At 70.4% G+C, this 18,948-nt stretch carries 16 protein-coding genes and 2 pseudogenes; 8 read left to right on the forward strand and 10 right to left on the reverse strand.

From position 1 onward, the window contains the following. Positions 1-15 precede the first annotated feature (15 nt). Entirely contained in the window at positions 16-1,227 is a 1,212-nt protein-coding gene (xseA, locus tag ACHFIV_RS03710) for an exodeoxyribonuclease VII large subunit (protein ID WP_398963362.1), read from the reverse strand. Between the two features lie 30 nt (positions 1,228-1,257). Continuing rightward, the gene (locus tag ACHFIV_RS03715; RefSeq protein WP_398964197.1) at positions 1,258-2,607 is read right to left on the reverse strand and encodes an APC family permease; all 1,350 of its coding nucleotides are present in this window, start codon (positions 2,605-2,607) and stop codon (positions 1,258-1,260) included. A gap of 78 nt (positions 2,608-2,685) precedes the next feature. Here ACHFIV_RS03715 and ACHFIV_RS03720 point away from each other — a divergent pair, with 78 nt between their 5' ends. Then, positions 2,686-3,672: a 4-hydroxy-3-methylbut-2-enyl diphosphate reductase gene (locus tag ACHFIV_RS03720; protein ID WP_203182250.1), complete on the forward strand. Its 987-nt coding sequence runs from the start codon at positions 2,686-2,688 to the stop codon at positions 3,670-3,672. A gap of 237 nt (positions 3,673-3,909) precedes the next feature. After that, positions 3,910-4,653, forward strand: coding sequence for a polyphosphate--glucose phosphotransferase (gene ppgK, locus ACHFIV_RS03725; RefSeq protein ID WP_398963366.1), 744 nt, complete (start codon positions 3,910-3,912; stop codon positions 4,651-4,653). Here the strand turns inward: ppgK and ACHFIV_RS03730 are convergent. Next, complete coding sequence (locus tag ACHFIV_RS03730) at positions 4,650-5,264, reverse strand: DUF6542 domain-containing protein (RefSeq protein ID WP_398963368.1); 615 nt, start codon at positions 5,262-5,264, stop codon at positions 4,650-4,652. The two genes, ppgK and ACHFIV_RS03730, sit on opposite strands and share 4 nt — an antisense overlap. A 229-nt stretch (positions 5,265-5,493) precedes the next feature. Between ACHFIV_RS03730 and ychF the strand changes: the two genes are divergently transcribed. Beyond that, the gene (gene ychF / locus ACHFIV_RS03735) at positions 5,494-6,582 is read left to right on the forward strand and encodes a redox-regulated ATPase YchF (protein WP_398963371.1); all 1,089 of its coding nucleotides are present in this window, start codon (positions 5,494-5,496) and stop codon (positions 6,580-6,582) included. A gap of 107 nt (positions 6,583-6,689) precedes the next feature. Here ychF and ACHFIV_RS03740 read toward each other — a convergent pair whose 3' ends face one another. Together ACHFIV_RS03740 and ACHFIV_RS03745 are read right to left on the reverse strand one after the other, a co-directional pair. Beyond that, complete coding sequence (locus tag ACHFIV_RS03740; protein ID WP_398963374.1) at positions 6,690-7,808, reverse strand: tyrosine-type recombinase/integrase; 1,119 nt, start codon at positions 7,806-7,808, stop codon at positions 6,690-6,692. A 24-nt stretch (positions 7,809-7,832) separates the two neighbouring features. Further along, positions 7,833-8,333 (reverse strand): helix-turn-helix transcriptional regulator, encoded by a 501-nt coding sequence (locus ACHFIV_RS03745; protein WP_398963376.1) that lies wholly within the window; start codon positions 8,331-8,333, stop codon positions 7,833-7,835. 120 nt (positions 8,334-8,453) lie between these two features. Between ACHFIV_RS03745 and ACHFIV_RS03750 the strand changes: the two genes are divergently transcribed. The 4 genes and pseudogenes from ACHFIV_RS03750 (at position 8,454) to ACHFIV_RS03765 (ending at position 12,768) form a co-directional block, all read left to right on the forward strand. Then, on the forward strand, positions 8,454-8,648 hold the full coding sequence (locus ACHFIV_RS03750) for a helix-turn-helix transcriptional regulator (RefSeq protein ID WP_398963379.1): 195 nt from the start codon (positions 8,454-8,456) through the stop codon (positions 8,646-8,648). A 142-nt stretch (positions 8,649-8,790) separates the two neighbouring features. Further along, positions 8,791-10,208 (forward strand): annotated as a pseudogene (locus ACHFIV_RS03755) (DUF3631 domain-containing protein). Between the two features lie 303 nt (positions 10,209-10,511). Further along, the gene (locus tag ACHFIV_RS03760; RefSeq protein ID WP_398964198.1) at positions 10,512-11,081 is read left to right on the forward strand and encodes a hypothetical protein; all 570 of its coding nucleotides are present in this window, start codon (positions 10,512-10,514) and stop codon (positions 11,079-11,081) included. Further along, positions 11,071-12,768 (forward strand): annotated as a pseudogene (locus ACHFIV_RS03765) (relaxase/mobilization nuclease domain-containing protein). Before ACHFIV_RS03760 ends, ACHFIV_RS03765 begins: the two are co-directional and overlap by 11 nt. 78 nt (positions 12,769-12,846) lie before the next feature. On the opposite strand, the gene ACHFIV_RS03770 reads toward ACHFIV_RS03765, so the two are convergent. The 5 genes from ACHFIV_RS03770 to ACHFIV_RS03790 all read right to left on the reverse strand — a co-directional run bounded on the left by ACHFIV_RS03770 (position 12,847) and on the right by ACHFIV_RS03790 (position 17,389). Further along, on the reverse strand, positions 12,847-14,322 hold the full coding sequence (locus tag ACHFIV_RS03770) for a hypothetical protein (protein WP_398963382.1): 1,476 nt from the start codon (positions 14,320-14,322) through the stop codon (positions 12,847-12,849). 72 nt (positions 14,323-14,394) lie between these two features. Next, a complete protein-coding gene (locus ACHFIV_RS03775; protein WP_398963384.1) occupies positions 14,395-14,940 on the reverse strand; it encodes an HAD domain-containing protein in 546 nt (181 codons plus the stop codon). A gap of 15 nt (positions 14,941-14,955) precedes the next feature. Beyond that, on the reverse strand, positions 14,956-15,648 hold the full coding sequence (locus ACHFIV_RS03780) for a class I SAM-dependent methyltransferase (RefSeq protein WP_398963387.1): 693 nt from the start codon (positions 15,646-15,648) through the stop codon (positions 14,956-14,958). Continuing rightward, complete coding sequence (locus ACHFIV_RS03785) at positions 15,649-16,560, reverse strand: aminoglycoside phosphotransferase family protein (protein ID WP_398963390.1); 912 nt, start codon at positions 16,558-16,560, stop codon at positions 15,649-15,651. A gap of 79 nt (positions 16,561-16,639) precedes the next feature. Next, positions 16,640-17,389, reverse strand: coding sequence for a hypothetical protein (locus tag ACHFIV_RS03790; protein ID WP_398963393.1), 750 nt, complete (start codon positions 17,387-17,389; stop codon positions 16,640-16,642). Between the two features lie 202 nt (positions 17,390-17,591). Between ACHFIV_RS03790 and ACHFIV_RS03795 the strand changes: the two genes are divergently transcribed. After that, a complete protein-coding gene (locus ACHFIV_RS03795; protein WP_398963396.1) occupies positions 17,592-18,947 on the forward strand; it encodes a tetratricopeptide repeat protein in 1,356 nt (451 codons plus the stop codon). Position 18,948 lies beyond the last annotated feature (1 nt).

An 18,948-nucleotide genomic window follows, 5' to 3' on the forward strand; every position in this document is an offset into this window, starting at 1 on the left:
GACAGAGCGGGCCCCTCACCGGGCGACCCTCACGGTGAACTCGCCCTCGGACACCCGCGCCCGCAGCTCCTCGCCCGGCGCCCCGGCGTCCCCGGGCGAGCGCACCACGTGCCCGTCCGGCCGCTGCAGGACCGCGTAACCCCGCTCGAGCGTCGCCGCGGGCGACAGCGCCACGACCCGGGCACGGGTGTGCGCCAGCTCGGAGTCGGCGCGGTCCAGCAGGTGGCCGAGCACCCTGCGGCTCCGCCCCACCAGCGCGTCGGTCTCCGCCTCCCGCTCGTCCACCATCCGCTGCGGCCGCTCCATCGAGGACCGGCCCAGCGCGTGCGCCAGCCCCCGCTCCTCCCGGTCGATCAGCCCCCGCACGGTCCGCAGCGCCCGGTCACGGAGCTGCTGGACGCGGTCGAGCTCCTCACCCACGTCCGGCACGACCTTCTTCGCCGCGTCCGTAGGGGTCGACGCGCGTACGTCGGCCACCAGGTCGAGCAGGGGCGAGTCCGGCTCGTGCCCGATGGCGGACACCACCGGGGTGCGGCACGCGGCGACCGCCCGGATCAGTGCCTCGTCGGAGAACGGCAGCAGGTCCTCGACGCTGCCGCCCCCGCGGGCGACGACGATCACATCGACCTCCGGCAGCCCGTCCAGCTCCTGGACGGCCTGGACCACCTGACTGACGGCGTGCACCCCCTGCACCGCGGTGTTGCGCACCTCGAAGCGCACCGCGGGCCAGCGCCGCCTCGCGTTCTCCAGCACATCGCGCTCCGCCGCCGACGCCCGCCCGGAGACCAGGCCGACCAGCTGCGGCAGGAAGGGCAGCGGCTTCTTCCGGTCCAGCGCGAAGAGGCCCTCGGCGGCCAGCGACTTCTTCAGCTGCTCCAGGCGCACCAGCAGCTCGCCGATGCCCACCGGCCGTATGTCCGTGGCCCGCAGGGAGAGCTGTCCGCGCGGGGCGTACCACTCCGGCTTCGCGAGGACGACGACCCGCGCGCCCTCCGTCACCACATCGGCGATCCGGTCGAAGACCTGCCGGAAGCACGTCACGCTCACCGAGATGTCGTGGGACGGGTCGCGCAGGGTCAGGAACACCACGCCGGCCCCCGGCCGGCGTGACAACTGGGTGATCTGCCCCTCGACCCAGACCGCGCCGAGCCGGTCGATCCAGCCGCCGATCAGCCGTGACACGTCGCCGACGGGCAGCGGGGCTTCCGGGGACGTAGTGAGAGCCATACGGGCGAGCGTATCGGCCGGAACCGACAATCAGGCGGCCCGCCGCCCCCACTGCACCGCGAGCACCACCAGTCCGATCCCCAGCCAGCACAACCCCACCAGCTGAGCGCTCGTCGTCGCCTCCAGGATCACCGCGACGAGGACGGCCGCCCCCACCACCGGCATCAGCACATGACGCCACCAGCTCGGCGGGCCCTCCATGCGGCGTACCGCGAACCAGCCCACCACCGACGCGTGCAGCAGCACGAACGCGGTGAGGGCGCCGACGTCCACCACCGACACCAGGTGATCCAGCCCGTCGTCGCGCCGGGCCGCCCACACCGCCGCCACCAGCGTCACCACGGCGGCCCCCGTGATCGCCACGCGCGGCACCCCGGACTTCGCGTCGATCCGCGACAGGAACGAGGGGAGCCTCCGCTCCCGGGCCATCGCGAACACCAGCCGGCCGGCCGCCGCCTGCCCCGCCAGCGCCGCGAAGGCGGCACCGATCGCCTTGCTGACGGCCACCAGATCGTGCAGCCAGGTACCGACCGAGGCATCCACCGCGTCGTAGAACGCGGACCCCTGCTTCACCGGATCCGCTGCCAGCTCCGCCGAGCTCACCGGCTCCAGGAGCGCCGCCAGGTACGACTGGGCCACGAACAGGGCCCCGGCGAGCACCAGGCAGAACAGCACCGCCCGCGCCACCTTCGCCGACCCCCCTGTCACCTCCTCGGCGAACGAGGCGATCGCGTCGAAGCCCAGATAGGACAGCACCGCGATGGACACCGCCCCCATCACCGCCGTCATGGAGAACCCGGAGTCCCCGGTGAGCGGCGTCAGCCAGCCACGCTGCGCCCCGTCGCGGACCAGGACCACCACAGCCGACACCACGAACACCAGCAGCACCACGATCTCCATGGCGAGCACGGCGAAGCCCACCCGGGCGGCGGCCCGCACACCCCAGAGGTTCAGCAGGGTCGTCACCACCACCGCGATCGCCGTCCACACCCACCGCGACACCTCGGGGACCAGCGCGTTCATCGCGATCCCGGAGAAGAGGTAGGCGACCGCGGGGATGAGCAGGTAGTCCAGCATCGCCATCCAGCCGGCGATGAACCCGGGCCCTTCCCCCAGCCCCTTACGGGCGTACGCGAAGACCGATCCGGCGAGGGGCGCGACGTGGACCATCTGGGCGTAGCTGAACGCGGTGAAGGCCATCACCACGGTCGCCACGACGTACACGAGTGCCACGGCCCCGTCGGACTTGGCGTCCAGCGTGCCGAACACGCCGACCGGGGCCATGGGCGCGATGAACAGCAGCCCGTAGACCACCAGGTCGCGGAAACCGAGGGTGCGCCGCAGCCTGCCCTCTTCCGCGCTGCTGCCGCTGCCCGCCATGAAGCCTCCGTCGCTCGCTTGCGTACGCATCAGTCTCACGACCCCGCTGTCCCGGCGCCTGTTCGGTACGGCCTTACGATGGGACGCATGACTGCTACTCCTGCCCGCCGTGTCCTGCTCGCCGCGCCCCGTGGCTACTGCGCGGGCGTGGACCGCGCCGTGATCGCCGTCGAGAAGGCCCTGGAGCAGTACGGTGCGCCGATCTACGTCCGCCACGAGATCGTGCACAACAAGTACGTGGTGCAAACGCTCGAGAAGAAGGGCGCGATCTTCGTCGACGTGACCGCGGAGGTGCCCGAGGGCTCCATCGTGATGTTCTCCGCACACGGAGTCGCCCCGACCGTCCACGCGGAGGCAGCCGAGCGCAAGCTCGCCACCATCGACGCGACCTGCCCGCTGGTCACCAAGGTCCACAAGGAAGCCGTCCGCTACGCCAAGGAGGACTACGACATCCTCCTGATCGGCCACGAGGGCCACGAGGAGGTCATCGGCACGAGCGGCGAGGCACCCGACCACATCACGCTGGTCGACGGCCCCGAGGACGTCGCGAACGTCGAGGTCCGCGACGAGTCGAAGGTGGTCTGGCTCTCCCAGACCACGCTCTCCGTCGACGAGACGATGGAGACCGTCGGCGCGCTCAAGCAGAAGTTCCCGAACCTCCTCTCCCCGCCGAGCGACGACATCTGCTACGCCACGCAGAACCGTCAGGTCGCGGTGAAGAAGCTGGCCGAGGACGCCGAGCTGGTCATCGTCGTCGGCTCCAAGAACTCCTCGAACTCGATCCGCATGGTCGAGGTCGCCCTGGACGCCGGCGCGCCCGCGGCCCACCTGGTGGACTTCGCCGACGAGATCGACGAGGCGTGGCTGGAGGGCGTCACCACGGTCGGCCTCACCTCGGGGGCCTCCGTACCCGACGTCCTGGTCGACGGGGTCCTGGAGTGGCTGGGCGAGCGGGGCTACGCGGACGTGGAGACGGTGAAGACCGCCGACGAGTCGATCACCTTCTCGCTGCCCAAGGAACTCCGCCGCGACCTGCGCGCCGAGGCGGCGGCACTCTCCGAGTGACACGGGCGTAGCGGCTGGCCGCCGTGCGCCCGCTCCCCGCCGTGCGCCCGATCCATGCCGTGCGCCCGCTCCCCGCCGGGTGACCCGGGGCACGCCCACGCGGTCGCCGCAGGACCCGGGCCCAGGCTGTCGCCGGACGCCCTTCGGGGGTGCCCGTCCCCCCGGACCGCCCCGGGGCGCCCGCCGGTTCGGGCGTCCGGGGAGTGGTCCGCGCCACCTGCCCGTACCGTGGACGGCATGAAGATCTTCGGTGTGGACATCGGCGGTTCAGGGATCAAGGGCGCGCCCGTGGACCTGGACCGCGGAGAGCTGGCGCAGGAGCGCCACAAGGTACTGACCCCCCACCCGGCCACGCCCGGGAGCGTGGCCGACGGTGTGGCCGAGGTCGTCGGGCATTTCGACTGGCAGGGGCCGGTCGGCATCACGTTCCCCGGGGTCGTCACCGGCGGCGTCACCAGGACCGCGGCCAACGTGGACAAGGGCTGGATCGACACCGACGCCCGGACGCTGCTCAGCGACCGCATCGGACAGCCCGTCACGATCCTCAACGACGCCGACGCGGCCGGTGTCGCCGAGATGACCTTCGGGGCGGGCCGCGGCCGCAAGGGCACGGTGATCATGCTGACCCTCGGCACGGGCATCGGCAGCGCCGTCTTCACCGACGGGCAGCTGGTCCCCAACACCGAGCTCGGCCACCTGGAGCTGCACGGCCACGACGCCGAGAAGCGTGCCTCCACGAAGGCCAAGGAGGACGAGGACCTCAGCTGGTCGCACTGGGCGCACCGGGTGCAGAAATACCTGGTCCACGTGGAGATGCTGTTCTCGCCCGAGCTCTTCATCATCGGCGGGGGCGTCAGCCGCAAGGCGGAGAAGTTCCTGCCGCTCATCGAGCACGTACGGGCCGAGATGGTCCCGGCCGAGCTGCAGAACAACGCGGGCATCGTCGGCGCGGCCATGGCGGCCGCCGGAAGGCAGCCCTAGGCGCGGGGGCGGCGGGCGGCAGCCCGGTCGGCCCGGAGCAGGTGGCGCTGCCGTTCCCGCATCTGCCGGATCTTGCGCACGCTGGCGATGAGCCCGGCGACGAGCGTGCCCCCGTACAGCCACCCGGCATGGACGGCGAGCGCGGTCACGACGGCCATCGCCTGCCCGCCGAAGCCGCCGGTGCCACCGGCGACGGGGATCACGCCGACCGCGAAGGCGATGGGCACGATGATCGGAGCGGTCACCAGGTCGGCGGGCCGCACCCAGAGGGCGGTCAGGGCGCTGACGGGCAGGAAGAGCAGCCCGTACACGAGTTCGGAACCGCCCAGGAGCAGCCGGTCCGCGCAGGCCAGCAGGAACATGGTCAGCGCCGCGAAGAGCCCGGCCCCGATGCCGGTCAGCCGGGGGTTGGGGAACCGGCGCAGCGCCAGAACCACCGGCGGGACACCGCCGGGCCGCGATCCCGGCCCGGAGTGGCCCGCCGCCGGTGCGACCGCCACCGCCACCGGATGGGCGGCCGCGGCCGTGACCTCGCCGAGGCCGCCGGGCGGGGCCGGCGGAACCTGCGGGGGCTGCCTGCGCTGCGGGGTACGTGTCCTGTGCTGCTCCACCCCGACAACCTAGGTCGCCCGGTGCACTCTTTCGGGCGTTGGACACGCGCTTTGGCCGACCTTGGCGTTGCGTTCGATCCCACACGGCCGAAACAGGACCGTTCGGCCCCGGACGGCCCCCGTCCCCGCACCCGTGACGGGCCGCCCGGCCCCGCCCGTAAACTGGAGGACCGGCCCGCTCCCCGGCCCGCCCGGACAGCCCCTCTCCTCATCTCAGGAAGTCGCCAAAGTGTCGCTCACGATCGGAATCGTCGGCCTGCCGAATGTCGGCAAGTCGACCCTGTTCAACGCCCTGACCAAGAACGACGTGCTGGCGGCCAACTACCCGTTCGCCACCATCGAGCCGAACGTCGGCGTGGTGGGCGTCCCCGACCCCCGCCTGAACAAGCTCGCCGAGATCTTCAACTCGCAGAAGCTGCTCCCCGCCACCGTCGACTTCGTCGACATCGCGGGCATCGTGCGGGGCGCGAGCGAGGGCGAGGGCCTGGGCAACAAGTTCCTCGCGAACATCCGCGAGTCCGACGCGATCTGCCAGGTCATCCGTGCCTTCAAGGACGAGAACGTCGTCCACGTCGACGGCAAGGTCTCGCCGAAGGACGACATCGAGACGATCAACACCGAGCTGATCCTGGCCGACCTCCAGTCCGTCGAGAAGGCCGTCCCGCGGCTGACGAAGGAGGCCCGCCTCCAGAAGGAGAAGGCCGCGGTCCTCGCCGCCGTCGAGGAGGCCCAGAAGATCCTGGAGGCCGGCGACACGCTCTTCTCCAAGGGCATCACGGCCGGCACCGAGAAGGGCCGGCTCCTGCACGAGCTGCACCTGCTCACGACCAAGCCGTTCCTCTACGTGTTCAACGTCGACGAGGACGAGCTGGTCGACGACGACTTCAAGGCCGAGCAGCGCGCCCTGGTCGCCCCGGCGGAAGCCATCTTCCTCAACGCCAAGATCGAGTCCGAGCTGATCGAGCTCGACGACGACGAGGCCCTCGAACTCCTCCAGTCCATGGGCCAGGAGGAGCCCGGCCTGGCCACCCTGGGCCGCGTCGGCTTCGACACCCTGGGTCTCCAGACCTACCTCACGGCAGGCCCGAAGGAGGCCCGCGCCTGGACGATCAAGAAGGGCGCCACGGCCCCGGAGGCGGCCGGTGTGATCCACACCGACTTCGAGAAGGGCTTCATCAAGGCGGAGATCGTCTCCTTCGACGACCTCGTCGAGACGGGCTCGGTGGCCGAGGCGCGCGCCAAGGGCAAGGCGCGCATGGAGGGCAAGGACTACGTGATGCAGGACGGCGACGTGGTGGAGTTCCGCTTCAACGTCTAATACGTTCGGCGAAAGGCCGTCTGACCTGCGGCGGAGCGGGTTGGGCGGCCTTTGCGGTCCGCATAGAGTCCGCAGGTGCTGGATGGGTCCGGCACGCGGGGGAGCGGTTACGCCGCTTCGTCGACCTGTGGCTGGGCATCGGCGGACTGGTCCGCGTACGCCTTGTCGACGGCGGCCCGGGTCCGCTCCTCGGAGTCGGGCCACAGGTGGGTGTAGATGTTCAGCGTCATGGCCGCGTTGGTGTGGCCGAGGCGCTCGGAGACCGTTTTCACGGATTCGCCGTGCTTGATCAACAGGCTGGCGTAGTGGTGCCGGAGGGCGTGGGGTCCGGTGCCCTTCGGTATGTCGGCCTTCGCACAGGCGGGCCGCCACGACCCGTCCATGAAGTGCGTGTAGATCACGGGCCCGCCCTGCGGCGCCGTGAAGATCCAGCTCTCGGGCCCATCAGCGGGGAAGTTTCGTAGGTGGGCTTTCAACGCATCCACCGCTATGCGGGGGAGCGGGACCGTGCGGTACGAGCGAGCGGTTTTGGGCGGGCAGACGTACACGCCGTGCTTGGCGGTCTGCTGGATCTGCTGCTCGACCGAGACGGTGGCGTGCAGCAGGTCCACGTGCCGGAGCTGGAGGCCGAAGAGCTCGCCGGGGCGGAGCCCCGTGCAAGCGCCCAGCAGGACCAGGCCCTTGTAGCGGCCGGGTATCTCCTCGGCCAGCATCCGCACCTGCTCGACGGCCAGGGGTACGACCTTCCTCCTCGGAACTGAGGGCAGCTTTGCGTCGGTGCAGGGGTTGTGCGGAATCATGCGGTCGCGGACCGCTGCCCGGAAGACGGCGTTGACCGTGTTGAAGACGGTGCGGGAGGTGCTTGCGGCGAGCATGTGGGTGGTCGTCAGGATGGTGATCCAGCTCTGCACGTCACCGGGCTTGATCGCGCCGAGTGCCCGCTTCTCCCAGACGGGGTAGGCGTAGCAACGCAGGTGCTGGGCTACGGCCTTGGCCGTCGACGGCCGGTGCGGCTGGCTGGCCCGCCACTCCTCCGCGTACTCCTTGAAAGGCTTCTTCGCCGAGCGCGGGTCGACGTACTGGCCGGTGACCACGCTAGTCGTCACTTCGTCGAGCCAGCGCTGGGCGTCGATCTTGCGGTCGAAGTGGCGGGCGTGCTCCTTGCCGTCAAGGTCGCGGTATCGGGCGCGCCATTTGCCGTTGGGGCGCTTCTGGATGTTCGCCAAGTGGTTTCTCCTTGGTGCTGGTTGTCAGTAGTGGCCGCCGTCCTGGATGTCGCTGGTGAGGGTGCGAGCGTCTCGCTCGTCGCCCATGAGGCGGAGGCACTGTTCGTTGATCGCGCGTGAGCTGTCGGGGTGGGCCTTGATGTGGCCGGCGACGGCGACCACGGCGCGGTGCAGGCGGTCGCGGGCGTCACGGGTTTCGTAGAACGCTTCGACGGCTTCCTGGACGAGTCGTCGGCTGTCGATGTCGAGCCCTTCGAGGGGCGGCGACATCAGCTCTTCGAGGGGGAGCTCGAAGACGCGGGAGAAGGCGAGCGCCTCGTCGAGGTTGATCCGGCGACGGGGTGAGCCGTTCTCGATGCGCCAGACGGCCGTCTGGTTCATCTTCACGCCTGCTCTGGTCACCCGTTCGGCAAGCTCGGTCGTGCTCCACCCTCTGACCTCGCGCTCCAGGGCCACGCGGCCCGCCACGTTGCCTTCGCTGTAGAGCAGCGGCACCTCGCCACCCTCGGGCTTCTCGCTTGCCATCGAACCTCCATCGCGACCGTCGCTATCCAAATTGAAACATAGGCTTCCCGGTTTGGCTAACCGCCGATCATGAGGTACTGATTATGCATATCGAATCACCGCCTAGCCGAATGGGAACGCGTGCGATACCTGACCACCGCCGAGGTAGCCGAGCGCTACCGCACCGCCGAGAGCACCGTCCGTTACTGGCGCCATCTCCAGAAGGGACCCCGCAGCATCAAGGTCGGCAAGCGGGTGCTCTACCCCGAGGCCGAACTGCTGCGCTACGAGCGCGCGCTGATCGATGGCGGAGAGGACTGGGGCCTGGCCTCATGAGCCGCCGACCCGTCCGGACACAGCAAAGGCCCTCGGCGCGCCTACGCCGAGGGCCGGAGATCCCCTTGCACGTCGCCCATCCCTGAACGAACTGGTCGGGGGCGAGACCTTGCCCGTCTCGCCCCACCCGAGAGGAACATCTATGAAGGACCCTACGTCCCCCGCCACCTCGAAGGCATCCGGTGTTGCCTGGCCACCGATCGCGATCCCGGGCCAGGGTCTGCCTCGGAACCGCGAGGAGCGGACGGAACCACGCCCCGATACGGGAGGCGTGACCTCCGATGCCCCGAATCGGAGTACACCCGGTTTGCCGGACAGCGCAGGCGATCCTGCTCCAGGCGGATCAGAAACCCAAGACGGCGCCGGGGCGGCAGGCGAGGGCAGCGCGCTGCTGGACGACCTCCGCACGGCGATCGGGCGGTACGTGGTGCTGCCGAGCGACGAGGCCCTGACCGCCGTCACCCTCTGGGTCGCGGCCTCCCACATCCAACCCGCCCTCCAGCACGCGCCACGACTGGCGGTGGTCGGACCGACCAAGGGGTGCGGCAAGTCCCGCCTCCTGGACGTTCTCTACGAGACCGTCCACCAGCCGATGATGACGGTCAACACGTCCCCCGCTGTCGTCTTCCGCGTCATCGGCAAGAAACCGCCGACACTGCTGGTGGACGAGGCAGACACCATCTTCGGCCCCAAGGCGGGCGACAAGGAGGACCTGCGCGGCCTGCTGAACGCAGGGCACCAGCGCAACCGACCCGCCTGGCGGATCTCCGGTCCTGAGCACAAGCCGACCGCGTTTCCCACCTTCGCGATGGCGGCGCTGGCCGGCATCGGTGACCTGCCGGACACGATCATGGACCGGGCAATCGTCATCCGCATGCAGAAGCGCAAGCCGGGCGAGCGGATAACCCCGTTCCGATCGCGGTACTCCGTGCCGGAACTGCACGCGCTGCGCGACCGGCTGGCCGACTGGCTGGTCCCGCAGCGCGGCACCGTCGCGGGCGCGGTGCCGAAGATGCCCGTCGAGGACCGTGCCGCTGACACATGGGAGCCGCTCGTCATCGTCGCCGACCTCGCCGGCGGGCACTGGCCCGCGCGGGCACGTGCCGCCTGTCTGGCGATGACACGCAACGAGGTGGTCCAAGACGAACAGACGACGCTGAAGACACGGCTGCTGCGTGACATCCGCCGTGTCTTCGACCAGGAGGGCGGCAGGGAGGCACTGCGCAGCCAGGACCTGCTGGCCGTGCTGATCCAGGACGCCGAGGCCCCGTGGGCGGAGTACGGCACGAAGGGGTTGAACGCCTACCACCTGGCGAATCTGCTGCGCGACTTCGGCATCAGCCCGGCCAACTACCGGTTCGAGAACGGCCGGCAGGCCAAGGCGTACGCCCGCAACCAGTTCGTGGACGCCTGGGCCCGCTACTGCCCCGACCCGCCCCGTCGGCACCCACCGCCGAGGCCCCGGCACGTCCGACCCCGGGCATGCCACCCGCCCCTCCGTCCGGGACGCTGCCCACCGGCCCGCCGGGAGGGCCCGCAGGCCCCAGGCCCACTCGCTGACACCAGGTCCGTAGCAATCCGTCGCATCCGTCCCCGCGCAGGTCAGCGCGGGGACGGATCTCCTCGCCGTTACGGATCACTCCGTACCTGCGGCCCTCTCCGTACCTGTGCTGACCAGCCACGCGACGGATGCGACGAACCTTCACCCCTCACCACTGACGGAGCGCAACGATGTCCGAATCGAAGGACGACACCACTTCCCGCCGCCGTAAGAAGCTGTTCAGGCTCACCCGACGACCAGCAGCAAGCTGGAGCGAACGAGCCTCTAACGAGGCTTCGTCCGCGCTTGCCCCCGCCCCAGGGGTGGCGGAGGACAAGGCCGAGCGCCAGGGGGCGCCCGAGCCGGAGCAGGGGGTGGCTGAGGACTCTGGCCAGCCTGCCGCCGCCTCCATCCCTCCCGGCACGTCGACTACGGCAGCGCTGCCCGTCGAGCAGCCCTCCTGGCGAGATCTCGACGCCCCCGCCCTGCCCGCGCAGATGAACCGCAAGCGCACCGTCGAGAGGCGCGACCGGGAGAAGACCATCCGCTTCACGCCCAGCGCGGTTGAGGAGATCAGCGTCGCCGCTCAGCAGTGTGGTCAGAGGTTCGCCGGATTCGTCGGGGACGCGGCCCTGGCCGTCGCACGGGGCAAAGCAGGGATGCTCGGCAGCCCTGAGGACGATCCTCTGCGCCCGCTGATCGAGGCCGTCGAGGCGCACACGGTCGCGCTCAACCGCATCGGCAGCAACCTCAACCGGATCACCGCAGCCATCAACCGAGGGACCGTGCCCGAGCGAGCGGAAGCGGTCCTCGACCGCGTCGAGCAAGCGGCACACAACAGCTACCACCTCATCGACCAGCTGCTCGCGGAAGGCACGGCTTATGGTTCCTGACGTCTCCACCGGCTCCGACAGCCGCGGACTGATCGCCTACCTCTTCGGCCCCGGCCGCCGCGACTAGCACACCAATCCCCACATTGTCGCCGCCTGGGACATGGCTGGCGCCCCCGACCCCAGCCGTGACCCGGCAGCCACCTACAGCCAGCTCGCCAAACGACTCGACCACCACGTCGACCTCCGCACCCGCGAGCTCGGCGGCAAGAAGCCACCGCAGCACGTCTGGCACTGCCCGGTACGCACCGCCCCCGGCGACCGCTACCTCACCGACAACGAGTGGGCCGAGGTCGCCCGCCGCGTCGTGCACGCCACGGGCATCGCCCCCGAAGGCGACGAGAGGGCATGCCGATGGATCGCGGTCCGCCATGCTGACGACCACATCCACATCATGGCCACCACTGTCCGCGCCGACGGCCGCCGCCCACGCACCCACCAGGACGGACGCCGAGCCCAGGCCGAGTGTCGCAGGATCGAGGCCGAGTTCGGCCTGCGCCGCCTGAAGTCCGGCGACCTCACCGCGCCTCGCACCCCCACCGGCGCCGAACGCGCCAAGGCCGAGCGTCAGGGCCAGTCGGTGACGGCTCGGCACTGGCTGCGCGAGCGGGCGTACGCGGTCGCCGCCGCCGTGCACACCGAGGCCGACTACTTCACCGTGCTGCAGACCCTCGGCATCAAGGTCAAAACGCGCCTCGGCCCCGAGAGCGGCGACGTGATCGGCTACAGCCTCGCCGCACCCGGCGACACCAACAGCGCCGGCGACCCCGTCTGGTACGGCGGCTCGAAACTCGCCCCCGACCTCTCGATCAACCGCCTCCGCGAACGTCTCCCCGACCAGGAGAAAGCCGACCGCCCCCGGTTCGCGGCAGACCCCGCCGAGCCGTGGCAGCGCACCATCACCGCGATACAGACGGCGTACATCGTCCTCGACTCCGACGACGATGCTGCCGCCCAGGCCCACCTCGCCGCCTTCGGCGACACCCTCTACAACATCGCCAGCGCCACACCGGGCCCGCACCGCGCAGAGCTACGCGCAGCCGCCTCGACGTTCAACCGCGCCCGCCGCTCCGCCACCCGCGCCAACCACCAAGCCGGCACCGCCCTACGCACGGCCGCCAAGGAACTCGCCCATGCCTCCAACGAGCCGGGCGGACTCGCCATCGCCCTGCTCTTCGCCACCGTGTACCTCGCTGGTGCCGCCGCCAAGTGGCACGAGCAACGCGGCCACGCACAGCAGGCCGCTGCGGCCGAAGAAGCCTTCCGCCATCTTCAGACGGGCTACCAGCAGGCCGCCACACCCGTCCTAGCGGACTTGGCCCGCCGCGCACCACGAGCCGCAACCGCCCGCCGCTTCGAACAGGACGTGCGCGCGGCCCTCCCCGACCACGCCGACCGGATCCTCGCCGACCCCACTTGGACCGCCATGACCACAACCCTCGCCCACGCCGAGGCCGCCGGCCCCAACCCCCGACGCCTCCTGGCCGAGGCGGGCGCCCAGCGGGAGCTCAACAGCGCCGAGCACCCGGCCGAGGTTCTCGCCTGGCGCATCACCGCTCAGCCGAACAGGAGGACGCAAGCAGCTCACAGTCGAAGCATCATCAGCGGAACATCGCCCATGCCCCCTGTCCCACACCCTCCGGCCGCACCAGTGGCTATGAGTCTCGAAAGGCGCAGTCGACACCGTTGACCCCGCTATCGCTCGATTAGGCGGAATGTTGTACCGGTCGGCCTCGCACTCAGGTGAGGTCGACCGGCGAACCACACTTCACGAGCAGTTCCACTCCTCACTGGGCAGTGCGTGCCACAGGTCGAGCCAGTCGTAGAGCAGGAAGAGGGGGCGGGTCAGGACGACGTCGTCGGCCCGCTGGGAGCGGATTGCTAGACCGAGGTCGGCGAAGACCGGATCGCCAGCGACGCTGTACGCCAGGCTGCCAAGCCGTGTTGTGCGGTGGACCAGCCAGTTCTCCACGTCAGAAGGGACGCAACCGGTCAGCGGGGTAGCGTCCAGTCTCACCTGGGGGCCGGTGAGGGCGTCGGCGGCGATGCACCCCAGGTGGTCCTCATGGAAGAGGGCCCTGATCCCGCTCTCGGTGAAGTCTGCGTAGTTGAGTTGCTGGCCCTCGCCGTGGTGGGAGTAGGACACGACGGCAGGTCTTTCGTCGAGGACGTGGGTGATCTCTTCCAAAGTCATCCCAAAGTGCAGGGGGCCGACTCCTACATATGGCGTGAACGTCCACTCGGCGCGCTCCTTCTCCCGGGCAATCCGCCACGGGCCGCAGTACCCCGCCTCGCTCCCCGTGACGGCCACGGGCGGCTCGGGTGCCGGCTCGTCCGGGGCGGCCGGTATGGGCGCGGTCCGGTCCTCTCGCCGGTGACCGAATCGTTCCGGAGCCGCGGTGTCCCCGGGTTGCTCTTCCAGCCAGCGGATCGCCTGCTCCTGGTCTCGGCCGAATGGGTCATCCGCCAACTCGCCTGCCCGGTCCAGGGCTGCGCGGCGCTCCTCCTCCGCAGTGACGAGACCGGTGACATCCTCTCCGCAGGCGGCCAGCCGTTCCCGGGCGATCCACCGGTAGTACGAGTCCGCGCTCACGGCAAGGACCTCGCGGACGGCGGGGGCGTATCGGGGTACGGACGAGGTGAGGGCGGGGTCGGCCAGGAGCAGGGCTGTAGCCGCAAGCGCGGCCTCCCTCACCAGTGGATCGTCGTCGTCGCAGAAATCCGCGATGCGGTCGTGGAGTATTGGCCTTGCCGCACGGGCGGCAGCCAGATCTTGCGCCGTGCCGACGCCGTCTTCGACGTCCAGGCGGGTGATGTCGGCGAACGAAGCAAGCCAGTTCAGCAGTTCGGCGCGAAGCGACCGCCGGCCGGCCCTGCGCTCCCACCGGTCTTCGGCGAGGGTGCGCGGATCGTCAAGAACACGAGCGAGGACCAAGGCCGCCGGAGCGGACGCCGGAAAAACCTGCTCCCGATTGAGGAGCAGCCGATACAGGTCTTCCACAGCCCGCACCCGGCGGGCCGGGTCGGTGGCGAGCACAGCGCCGAGGATGTCCGGTGTGTCATGCACACTGTGCTGGCCTGTACAGACGTGCGGCAGCTCCTCCCAGGCGATGTCGGCGAGTTCAGCCTGTGCTGTGGGTGGCAGGGAACCGGCGGGAGTATCAGGAAGGTCCGGAGTTGTTTCATTGATCACGGCCGCAGTGTTCCAGCCGACTCCGACATCAGCGGTGCCGATCCCCGCCACGGACCGCAGACGGTAGACGCTCGAGCAACACGCTGGTGCCCTCGCCGCTCGCGGTAGCGAGGGCACCAGTCGTCAGACGGCGTGGGCTGTGGGTAACTGCGCGACCCACTTCGCCACCTCGGTCAGATGCTCGGGCTGCAGCCCGAGGTGTGGGTCTGGCTGAACGAGGAGGATCGGCGTCCCCTTGGCGGTGCGCTCTGCTGCCCAGTCATGGTCGAGGCCGGTGAAGTCGTCGTCGATCCAGACGGCGGGGGCGTCTGCCAGCCAGACGTCGACGTGGTCTCGTTTCCAGAGGTAGCCGTCGGGGTGACTGGTGGTGATCTGAGGATGAGGCAGGTCGAGGTAAGGGAAGTCGGGCAGCCCCAGGAGGGGGCCGATGATCGTGGTGGCGTCCTTGCGCCAGCTTGTGCACCACACGGGGGTGACGAGCCCGCTGGTCAGGAGGTCGGTGAGAATGCCGCCCTGGCTCGGGTCGAGCCAGATGGGCACGGGGTCGTCGGGGTGCCGGCCGGTGGGCAGGACGGTGTGGCGGACGTGGGTGGGCGGGGTGCTGCCGTCGGCGGCCGGGAACGGGATGAGGACGCCGTCGATGTCGAGGAGCAGGTAGGGCGGGGCCATCGTTGCCTCCGTCGGTCAGCGTTTGCGGGCGGTGATCAGGAGGGTGGTGGGCCACGGGTCGCGGCGCGGGTGCCGCAGCTCCACCGTCGAGGTGACGCCCAGGCCGGTCCGGGAGAGGTGGGCTCCCCAGCGGCGGGCGTCGAACTCCCATCGGGCGAGGGGCAGTCGGGTGCGGTCGGGCATGGTGACGTAGTCCTCGCGCGGACGGTCGTCCGTGGATGGATGTCTTCCGGCCCGTGCCGGGTGAGGGACGGAGAAGGCCAGGACACCGCCTGGTTCCAGGCGTCGGGAAATGGCGGTGAGGAGGAGTTCGGGGGCGACGAGGCCGACGGCGCCGAAGATGGAGTAGATCGCGTGGAAGGTCTGGCCGGTGGCTTGCAGGTGGTGCAGTGCGTGGCCGGCGGCGAAGGTGGCGCCGTCGATGTGGCCGTAGTGGGAGCGGGCGCGGCGCACTTGGAGGCCGATCAGGTCCACGCCGGTGGCGTGGGCCTGGTGGTGCTTCGCGAGGTGGGCCACGTTGTGGCCGGGGCCGCAGCCCAGCTCCAGGACGCGTTTGCCGCAGAGGTCCCGGCCCAGGATCTCGGCGCCGGGACCGAGGCCGGCGTGGGTGCTCCATTCCATCCGGGCCGGTGCGGTGAGGGCGTGTGCGGGGGCGGCGGCTGTGCGCTGGGCTGCGTGGGCGTACCAGGGGGAGACCTGGGCGAGCACCTAGACCTCCAGGAGTTGGACCACGTCGTTCAGGTGGCGGCGGACAACGGGGATGTACGCGGGGTCCTTGGCCGGGTCGTCGATCCAGCGGATGGCCTGCTCCATGAACCACTCCACGGCCCACATCCGATGCCAACCCAGGGCCCATGCCTCTGCGGTCAGGCCGCCCCGGGCGGCGAGGGCGTCCGCATGACCGCCTGCGGCGACGTACTGCTCCAGGAGCACCCGCATGCGGAAGGGGCTCGGTACGTCGGTGGTGCCGTGGTACGAGGCGAGGTCGATCAGGCCGGGTCCGGTGAAGGCGCGTGCGAAGTCGAGGAGGTGCCAGCCGTTCTCCCCGATGTGGACGCTCGTGGGGTGGAACTCTGAGTGGACCCAGCCGAACGGTTCGAGCGTCGCCCCCTGGACGCGGGTCTCGGCCGCGGCGGAGATCTTCCCCAGCGCGGTCTCGATGTCGTCGCAGTCCGTCCATCGGTCGGTCTTCCGCAGCCGCTGTAGGTGATCGAAGGCACGGCCGGGCAGGGCCGCGAGGCCCGCCCCGTCGAGGAGGGGCAGACCGCTGGCCGGGCGGGCGGCATGGAGCATCACGGCGGCGGCGACGCCGTCGAGGTCGTCTGCGTCCCGTACGGGGGTGCCGAGGTCGTCCATGAGCATCCCGAGCCACTTGCCCCGCAGGGCGGTTGCGTGGAGCGTGGGGACCGGGAGCCGTCGCTGGTAGGCCAATCGCAGGGCCTGGGCCTCGCGGTCGAAGGGTTCCTTGGCGTATTTGAAGACGGCCGTGGTGCTGTCGGGGAAGGTGACGCGTTCGACGCCGGACATGCCCCAGACGCGAATCTCGGTACGTTCGGGGAAGGGCTTGCCGATGAGAGCGCACAGGTCGTTCAGCAGGGTGGCGGACAGGCTCTGGGCCATGGGGGTCTCCAGGGGACTGGTGGGCTCCGGGGCGGGCGCGCGCGAGCTGGCCCGCCCCGGAGCCGTACTGGGGGCAGGGTTACTCGGCTGCGGTCACGCGGTGGGCGTAGACCTGCTCGATCCAGCCCGCCTTGAACTCGGCCAGGTCGTCGCGGAAGTTGGCCATCGAGGCACCGTAGGGTGCGACGACGCCGCCGGACTGGTCCGGCACCGACTGGCAGCCGTGCACGAGTCGGCCGCCGAGCGCGGCGTGGGCCTTGATGGACTCGATCCGGCGGTGCTCGTTGAACCAGCCGCCGTGGTAGACCTCGTCCAGCATTCCGCCCGCCTCGTCGTCCAGGTCGAAGACGACGGACGTGGCGGCGGGGAAGAACCAGCACGGGCCGACGTTGGAGATGTGCCCGTCCAGTTCGACCTTGTTGAGCGCCATCAGCGTGGCGGCCTCGCGCAGCATGCGCAGGTGGTCGGCGGTGATCTGCGAGAGGCCGAGGCCGGCCAGGTGCTCCTCGCGGAAGAGGTACGCGTACACCCCGTACGCCGTCGTCAGCACACGGGCGGCGTCGGAGGTGGATTCGCTGTGCTGCTTGATGAAGTCGAGCGCGAGCTGCTCGACCGCGCTCTCGGTCGTCTCGTTCACGTCCAGGAGCTGCGCCTTCACCAGCTCCCAGTCGGCGACGAGCCAGGTGTTGGACTCGAAGCGGAAGAAGTACTCGGCCGGGTCGATGGTGATGCGTCGGCCGTCGACCTGGATGCCGGGCAGGCGGTTCCAGCGCGGGTCGAAGGCGTCGGGCAGCTCGACCGTGATGGTCGCGGTGTCGATGGTGGTCACCGTGTCTCCGTCTCTGATCGTCCGGACCGGGGCACAGGAATGCCCGAGCCCGTTGGGGCGTACGGAACTTGGGGGCCGCCCGGCCCGCGATGCCGTGAGTGGGGCGGCTGTCGATAAGTGAACCGTCCGCTACGCAGAGTGGGTACGGTGTGCGCGAGGTCAAGCGGTATACACGGTTTACAGATCCGGAGCGGAGGCGATCGTGGCGGCACCGATCAGCGCCAACTCCCAGCTGCGCGACACGATCAACGCCGCCGGGTGCACGTATGACGCGCTCGCCAAGGACGTACGCCGCATCGCCGCCGAGAACGGCGAACTGCTCCAAACCAACAAGTCGGCCATCTCCCACTGGGTGGGCGGTGCCCGCACGCCGTCTGGTCAGGCAGGCCAGTACCTCGCCGAAGCCCTCTCCCGGCGACTGGGACGCGTCGTCACCCGAACCGATCTCGGCCTCCACTCACCCGACACGGAGTCGCCGCCGGACACCGACCCCGTCACCGCAGTCACCGACCTCGGCCGCGCGGACGTCGAGCGCCGCCGCTTCCTCGCCATCGCCGCCTTCACCACGGCCGGCGTGGCCATGCCGCTCCTGCACGACCACGAAGCCACCTCGCGGATGCTCCGCGCCCGCACCGCCCGCTCCCTCGTCGGCAGCGACGACATCGACGTCGTACGACAGATCACGGCAGCCTTCAGCGCCGCCGACGAAAGGCTCGGCGGCGGGCACGGCCTGACCACGGTCACCGCGTACCTCGCCGACACGGCAGCCCCCATGCTGCGCGGCCGCTTCCCCACAGAAGCCTTACGCCAGGCCGCCTTCGGCGCCGTCGCCGAACTCGCCTACCTCGCAGGGTGGAAGCACCACGACCTCGGCCACGAAGGCGCCGCCCAGCGCTACTACCAGGTCGGCTACCAGCTCGCCTGCGAAGCAGACGCCCACGGCCATGCCTCCTGGATGATGCGCGCCCTCGCCCACCAGTCCCTCAGCCTCAAGCAACCCCACCACTGCGTGGACCTCGTCCAAGGCGCGCTCGCCCGCGGCCTCGGCCACGTGGACGGCCAGACCGAAGCTCTCCTCCACATCACGCACGCACGCGCCTACGCGGCCGTCGGCGAGAACCCATTGGCTGCCCGCGCTCTCCTCGCCGCCGAAGACGCCCTCCTGCGCGAGGACGGTCCCCAGCCCAGCTTCTCCCGCGTCAGCGGCCCCGCCGCCGGCACCGTGGCCAGCCACACCGCCCGCACGCTGACCGACCTCGCCGACCACATCGGCACGGAACAGCAGCACCGCGACGCGCTAACCCGCTGGGACCCGGAGAAGTACAAGCGCGTCCACGCCCTCACCCATGCCGACCTCGGCGACAGCCTCGCCGCCCAGGCCCGAGCCGACGAAGCAGTCGCGGCCTGGACACAGGCCCTGGTCCTCATGGAAGGCATGACCTCAGACCGCACCCGCAAGGCCATCACCTCAATCCGCTCCACCCTGGCGGTATTCCAGCGCCGCCGCGTCCCCGGCGCCGCAGATCTCGCCCGCCGAGCCCGCGAGGCCCTCGCCTAAC

The organism is Streptomyces sp. ALB3 (assembly GCF_044385685.1).
In the GTDB taxonomy this organism is placed as follows: domain Bacteria; phylum Actinomycetota; class Actinomycetes; order Streptomycetales; family Streptomycetaceae; genus Streptomyces.